General features: G+C 66.6%; 4 protein-coding genes. All 4 read left to right on the forward strand.

Annotated elements, in window-relative coordinates:
• Positions 1-850, forward strand: an 850-nt coding sequence (locus tag BRA62_RS08750) for a hypothetical protein (protein ID WP_292366186.1), incomplete at its 5' end; no start/stop codon positions are given.
• A gap of 57 nt (positions 851-907) precedes the next feature.
• On the forward strand, positions 908-2,365 hold the full coding sequence (locus BRA62_RS08755) for a thioredoxin-like domain-containing protein (RefSeq protein ID WP_292366187.1): 1,458 nt from the start codon (positions 908-910) through the stop codon (positions 2,363-2,365).
• Between the two features lie 96 nt (positions 2,366-2,461).
• Positions 2,462-3,067, forward strand: a complete 606-nt coding sequence (locus BRA62_RS08760) for a fasciclin domain-containing protein (RefSeq protein WP_292366188.1) — start codon at positions 2,462-2,464, stop codon at positions 3,065-3,067.
• A gap of 265 nt (positions 3,068-3,332) precedes the next feature.
• Positions 3,333-7,112: a bifunctional RecB family nuclease/DEAD/DEAH box helicase gene (locus BRA62_RS08765; RefSeq protein WP_292366189.1), complete on the forward strand. Its 3,780-nt coding sequence runs from the start codon at positions 3,333-3,335 to the stop codon at positions 7,110-7,112.
• Positions 7,113-7,255: the final 143 nt, after the last annotated feature.

Consider the following 7,255-nt stretch of genomic DNA (forward strand, 5'->3'; position numbering starts at 1 on the left):
GCGAGGCGGGTTTCTCGAACGCTGGCGCCTCGCCGAGCCGCTCGGATGTGCGTATATCGAGATCCCCGCCGATTTCATCAAGAACGGATCGGAGGTGGAGCGAACCGGGCAGGAGATCGGGTCCATGCTCACCCGGTCGTCCGTCGAGCACCTTTACGAACAGAATACGGACCTCCCGGGCCCCCTCAGGTATCTCCTGCACACCGAGCCGGCCATCCCACGAAAGGACCGGCACAGCCGGCAGGTGACGGCGGATCTGCGGTGGCGCGACCCGGACTGGGTGGTCGCTTTCGGGGATATGCTCCTTGAGATCGAAGACTTCCTGGGCATTCCCCCGGAGATCATCGAGATACATCCCGGCGACCGGAGGAACGCCCACTCCGATATCGTCACGGCGATGCATACCCTGATCGCCGCCCACTGGAACGCCTTCGGGGTGGAGCCCCTGGTGCTGCTCGAGCACCACAGGGACCAGGGCATCTCCACAGGAAGCCAGATGCGGGCATTCTGGACGGTGCTCAAGAGGATCCATCCCGAGATAGCCGGACTTGCCGGGATAGCGCTCGATCCCTGGCATCTCCACGCCGCCACAAAAGAGGACTTCGCCGGAGTGCTCGGCGAGATCCCGCCCGATGCCCTGCGGGCCTTTCACATCCATAGCGATCTCCGCCCACCGTCGATGACCGACGAGGTGCCCTGGTCGCAGGTCTTTGAGGTGATCGGCAGCCGTCCGGAAAAGCCCCTCATCAAACCCGTGGTCTACCAGAAGAGCAGGGTTCCCGCGGCGATCGCCTTCTGCGAAGAGATGCTCGCCGCGCCGCGGATGGCGTACGCAGGGCCGCCGGCGTGATGAGCCGGGCCGGACCCTCGCCAACATTCATAACCCTGAAACGCCAGAGGGTGCCGCATGAAACCAATGGCCGCGCCTGATTTCCCTCCGGGTCTCGAGTGGCTCAACGTCGACCGCCCCCTCTCCGTCCGCGACCTCTCCGGCAGGATAGTCCTGCTCTCCTTTGTGACGTTCACCTGCGCAAACTGCATGCGGCTGGCGCCGGAGATACGGCAACTCAAGGAGAAGCACCCGGACCTGGTGATCGTCGAGGTCCATTCGCCCGGGTTCGAATCCGTTGCCGGCGACTTCCGGGAGGCGGTCCGCCGTGCCGGAGCGGATCACCCCGTCGCCATCGACCGCGATCGCCTGCTCTGGCAGGCCTTCGGGGTCCGTGACTGGCCAACCTTCGTCCTCATCGACCCGGGAGGAAACGTGGTCGGGAAGACCGCCGGGGAAGGGCTCTACGGACGGCTCCACCCCAAGGTCGACCGCATGGCAACGGAATTCGAACAGCGCGGCCTGCTGGAGAAGGGACGGCTGCAGCCGGGGACCGCTCCGGAGACGACACGGGAAGGAAGCCTGTACCGTCCCGGCAAGGTTGCGGCGGACAATGCGGGGATGCGGCTGTTTATCAGCGATTCCGGCCACCACCGGATAGTCGTCGCCGACGTGAGCGGAAAGATCGTGGAGACGATCGGCTCGGGGGCTGCCGGGAACACCGACGGGCCGTTCGATGAGGCCGCGTTTTACCAGCCCCAGGGGCTCGTTTTCGACGAAGAAGCAGGCGTCCTCTACGTTGCGGATGCCGGGAACCACACGATCCGGATGGTCTCCCGGGCTGAGCGCAGGGTTACGACGATCGCCGGAACGGGTCTTGCTGCCCCGTCGGCAGGCGTTGCCGGACCGGGCACCGAAGCCGCGCTGAATGCGCCGTGGGACCTCGAACTGCTGGGCGGTTACCTCTACATCGCGATGGCCGGGGCGAACCAGGTCTGGCGGATGGACCTCGCCACCCACGAGATAGAGCCTTACGCCGGGTCGGGCCGGGAGGCCCTGGTCGACGGTCCGCTTCGGGAGGCCGCCTTCGCGGGACCCGCCGGCATCGTCACCGACGGCGAGGCGCTCTTTGTCGCCGACAGCGGGGCTTCGGCGATTCGCCGTATAAAGCGGGGAATGGTCGAGACGCGCATCGGGCACTCGCCGGAGGATTTCGGCGACCTCGACACAATCGCCCGGATGGCCCGCATCCACCACCCGATGGGCATCGCCTACCGGCAGGGGTCGCTCTACATCGCCGACACCCACAACCATAAGATCAAGCAGTTCGACCCGGAGACCGACTGGGTTCTCACCACGGTCGGGAGCGGCGACCGCGGCGACCGGGACGGGCTGTCGGGGGACGCGAGGCTGAACGAGCCGAACGGTCTGGTCAACTTCGCGGGCCTCTGGTACATCGCCGATACCGGGAACCATGCCGTCAGGGTCTACGATCCGGCCCGCCACGTGGTCTCGACCCTGAACCTCTGGAAGTAGGGTGCCCCAAACCCGGTTGCCGGATGCCGGCGACCAACACTTTATGTAGAGGCAACGAGAGAGGAGGGTCGGAGCATACAGTCTCCAGGAGGGACCATGCGAACGAATCACGCGCTGTTCATAACCATTCTGGCTATCGGAGCGGGGGTTCTCATCTGCGGTTGCACGGGCCTGACAGGGGATGATGCCCCGGACCGGACGAACGGAACTCCCATCGAGGCGCCGGCCGGCGGGAGCCTGACAATCGGCGAGGTACTGGCCCGGGACGGCAACTTCTCGACCCTCATTCACGCGATCGATGCCGCCGGGCTCGAGGGGGCGCTCGCCGGGCCGGGACCCTATACGATCTTTGCACCCACGGACGAGGCATTCGGCCGGCTTCCGGACACCGCGATGGAAGAACTCTTCGGCGACCCGAAGGGCAACCTCGCCGAGATCCTGCTCTACCATATGGCTCCGGACGAATACACGGCATCCGACCTCGCCGCAAACGATACCGTTGCGACCGTACAGGGCAACCCGGTCGCGGTCGGCGCTTCCGGCGGTAATTTGGCGGTGAACGCCGCAGAGGTGGTTCGGGCCGATATTCCGGCCGTAAACGGTGTCATTCATGCCATCGATGCGGTCATGATCCCGCCGGACGTGACCCTGCAGGCAATGAACGAGACTGCCGCAGACGCGACGGCGAACGCGACCGACTGAGGGCAGGGCCGGCCCTTCTCGGTGCGCCGCAGCGTGTACGTTCCATACACAATTGTATTCGTGCTCGAGAGGCCCATTCCCTCAAAGACGGGGTGACACCCCGGAATCACTCCAGGAAACCCCTGTGCCGGTGATTGAGCCGTATCCGTCACGGACGCGCACCAGTTGCAAATCTCAACGGAAACCCCAATAAAAACTGTTTTCCCACGACCACACAAACAGAGAGTCACAACCGGGAGCGCTCCCGACCCTCCCGAGACCGTCCATGCCCCGCTTCAACCTCAGCCCGTCGCTCATCGGCCGGTTCTTCTACCACGACTGCGAACGCTACCTCCGCTACCATGCGACCCCGGAGCAGGAGCGCGAGAACGCCGGCATCCCGGCAGCCGCGATCGACACGAGCCCGGTGACCCGGGCCCTCCTGGATGCCGGCATCCGGTGGGAGGAGAAGGTTGTCCGGACAAAACTCGCAGGAAGGGTGCGGCTCCCGGAAGGGACGGGGGCAATCTCTGAGAGGTCGTTCTCCATCGAGGAGAGTTTCGACCTCCTCCCCCGGCTCTCCCCGGGCGAGGCGATCTACCAGGCGACCATCCCGGTCTCGGTCCACTTCCTGCAGAGCTACGATCTTGACCCGGGGATGCACCGGTTCTCCCCCTGCCGCCCGGATCTCGTCACGCTTGACGAGGATCGGCGCCTGCAGATCGTCGATATCAAGGCAAGCGAGGAACTCAGCGTCAGCCACCGGATCCAGGCGACGCTGTATGTTCTGATCCTCGATCATGCCCTGGATCTGCTCGGGCTCGATCTCCGGGTCGACCGAAACCGGGCGGGGATCTGGCTCTACGGGGAGGACGAACCGGAACCCTTCGGCCTGCACCTCAATATACGGGTGATCGAGGACTTCCTCCGCCACCGCCTCCCGGGCATCCTTGCCGGCCCGCCGGGGGACGTGCCCTGGCACCTCACGTCGCGGTGCGAGTCCTGCGAGTTCTACCCCCACTGCCGCACCGAGGCGGAGGCCTCCTCCTCGGTCTCGCAGATCCCGGGCCTCTCGTCCGTCGGGCGGCGCTACCTGCGGGAGGCCCCGTGGGACGGAGGGGTCTCGATCAACACTCTCTCCGACCTGGAGGCGTTCCTTCGTGACCCCGAGAGCGACCGCCGCCTCGACAACTGCGGGTCGCTCGCCGGCCAGGGCGACCGCCTGCGGGCGACCGTCCGGGCGCTCTCTACGGGGGAAGTCGTTTCGCTCGCCGCGACCTCGCTCGCCCTCCCCGTCTACGAGGATATCGCCGTCATCCTGACGCTCCAGAAGGATCCCGTCTCCGGCCGGACATACACCCTCGGGTTCCGGCGGAGCAGAGGCAAAGCCGTCTACGGGACGGCCTCGCATGAAGCGATCTTCGTTGCGGCAGACTCCGCCGACTGCACCGGGGCGCGCCGGGAGTTCGTCCGGGCTCTCGCCGCGGAACTCGCGGCCGTCGACGAGTACAACAGGGGCCGCGATTGGGCGGACCGGAAGTCGGTGCAGACCTACGTTTACGACGCCTACGAGGAGGAACTCTTCCCCCGGCTGCTCGAAGAGGCGATCGACGACCCCGTGACCGCACAGGACGCCCTCCGGCTGCGGTTCTACTACCAGGATCCCGGCATCGCTCTCGGATCAAGCCACCCGAACGCGTCCGTCCCCTTCCCGCTCGTCGTTATAACAAGGGAGATCCGGCGGCTGCTCGCGCTTCCCGTCCCGTTCACGCTCCGCCTGCCCGAGGTCCTCGCGGCAATCCCCTCCTCCCGGTTCGCGTACCGGCTTGATGCGGGCTCCCTCTTCTGGAACGAGCACGGCAACGCCATGAAAAGCGACGCCATCACCATGGCATGGCACGGGAACCGGCCGGAGGCTGCAGACTGGGTCCGGCAGGAGGTCTCACGCCGCCTGCTGGCGGCAGGGAGCGTCCTCGACGGGCTCCGCGAACGGACGAAGGAAAAACTCGTGCGGTGGGCGGAGAACTTCCGGTTCCCGCGCCCGTGGGATGCCGCGGCGCCGGAGATATCGCGCCTCCTCTTCATCGCGGAGTACGAATCGGCCATGGGTGCCCGGCGGGTGCAGGAACTGCGGAGCAGACCGCGGGCTGCAAGGGTCCGGGACGCCGTCAGCATCCCCGTCAAAAAGAGCGAAGGTAACTTCTGGAAGGTACTCGCTCCCCTTGACCTCTCGCTCTTCGAGCAGTCGCAGGCGTTCAGCTACCTCCTCGTGCCGGACGGCGATGCGGGTGAGGAGGCCCTCCTCGCGTTCGACGACCTCCGCTACCGGAGCAGCCCGAACCCCGGGAACAGCGGGGTCTGCTTCGCCAGGGTCCACGACAGCATCGTCGACCGGACGGCCGGGGAGGTCAGGGGGCTTGTGCTGGAGGTGACCTACCCCCGGGACCACGCGCCCTTCTCCGAGGGCGATCTCGCGGTGCTGCACCCCCGGTTCACCGATTTCACCGCGCCGCGCTACGTCGACCGCCTCCTCGCCCTGGATGGGCAGCCGGAGAACGCGTTCATCCGCCTCCTCCGGGACCCGCGGGGGTTCGCCGCCCCAATCGCCGAGCCACAAGGGGTCATCGCCGACACAGAACGGCTCGCCCGCGATGCCGGGTTCACGAAAAGCCAGAATAGGGCGTTCTCCCACGTGACGGAGAACCGCCTGACCCTGGTCTGGGGGCCGCCCGGGACCGGGAAGACGCATTTCCTCGCGGCGACCGTCCTCTCCCTGGTCAAAGCCCGGCGGGCGCACGGGGAGCGAATCCGGGTGGGGGTGACGGCGTTCACTCACGCCGCCATCGAGAATCTGCTCGTCAAGGTGCAGGCCTCGGTCGACGGGTTCGACCTTGCCGCCGGTCTTCCGATCTACAAGCTGAGGGATATCCGGACACCCGGCGCGGAGAGGAGCCTCGAAGTGCTGCCCCACGACCGGGCCGAGACCGTCGTCGGCTACCCGGCCCTCCTCCTCGGCGGGACGGTGCACAGTTTCGGCAGGCTCGAGAAGTCCCTTCCGTCACTCGACCTCCTGATCGTCGACGAGGCGTCGCAGATGAGGCCGGCGGAACTCGCGATGGTGCTCCCGATGCTCGACGAGGGAGGGAGGCTCATCCTCGCGGGAGACGACCTCCAGCTCCCGCCGGTCGTCCAGGGGGCGTATCCGGTACCGGAAGACGGTCTTCCCGGGCTCGAGGACTCCGTCTTCGCCTACCTCCGGCACCGCGACGACCCCGGCCGCCCCGTCTACACCTGTCAGCTCCAGGAGAACTGGCGGATGAACCGCACTCTATCCCGGTTCCCGGCGGAGACGCTTTACGGCACCGGGTATGCCCCCGCCACCGACGCGATCGCAGCGCAGCGGATCGCCCTTGCCCCGGGTCCGCCAGGGGAGGATTGGATGGAATGGGTCCTCGACCCGGCATACCCGCTCGTGCTCTGTGTCCTTGAGGGCGTCCGGACGACTGTGGAGAACCGGCTTGAGGGGGCACTGGTCGCCCGATTGAGCGGAGCGCTCCGGGAGAGGCTCGCCGACCCCGGCTCAGGAGAACGGTATCCGGCGACTGAGGACGGGGATTACCGGTTCTGGCGGCACGGGCTCTTCATCGTCAGCCCGCACCATGCCCAGATCGGCGCCATCCGGAACCATCTCGCCGGCGTGCGGGCCTGGAAGTATCCGCCGTTCGTGGACACCGTCGACAAGATGCAGGGGCAGGAGGCGGAGGCGGTCATCGTCAGTTACGGCGTGAGCGACGTCGAGACCGCTCTTGCCGAGGCCGAGTTCATCTACAGCAGGAACCGCCTGAACGTCTCGCTGACCCGGAGCCGGGCGAAATGCACGGTCTTCCTGCCCCGGCCGCTCCTTGAGCCGCCGCTCGAACTGGTGCAGAACGAGAAGGCGGCGGCGGGGCTCCGGCACATGCTCGACCTCCAGGAGTTCTGCCGGGCGCACGGGGAGGAGCGGACGTTCGACCTTGACGGCGAGGCAGGAGTCCGGCTCACGGTGATGCGGGCGCGGGTGGAGTGAGTGGGCGAGGAGAGGCGGAGAGGGTGGAGTGAACGCCGGTTGTCACCCAAAACCAAGCACCGTTTCGAATAGTTGGCATTCTGTCCCTCGCAACCCATACACGGATTTCCAGTGGATATCGCGTCTGGGGGGTGGGGACAGGG

Origin of the sequence: Methanoculleus sp. UBA208, from assembly GCF_002498065.1 — an archaeon.
Taxonomy (GTDB): domain Archaea; phylum Halobacteriota; class Methanomicrobia; order Methanomicrobiales; family Methanoculleaceae; genus Methanoculleus.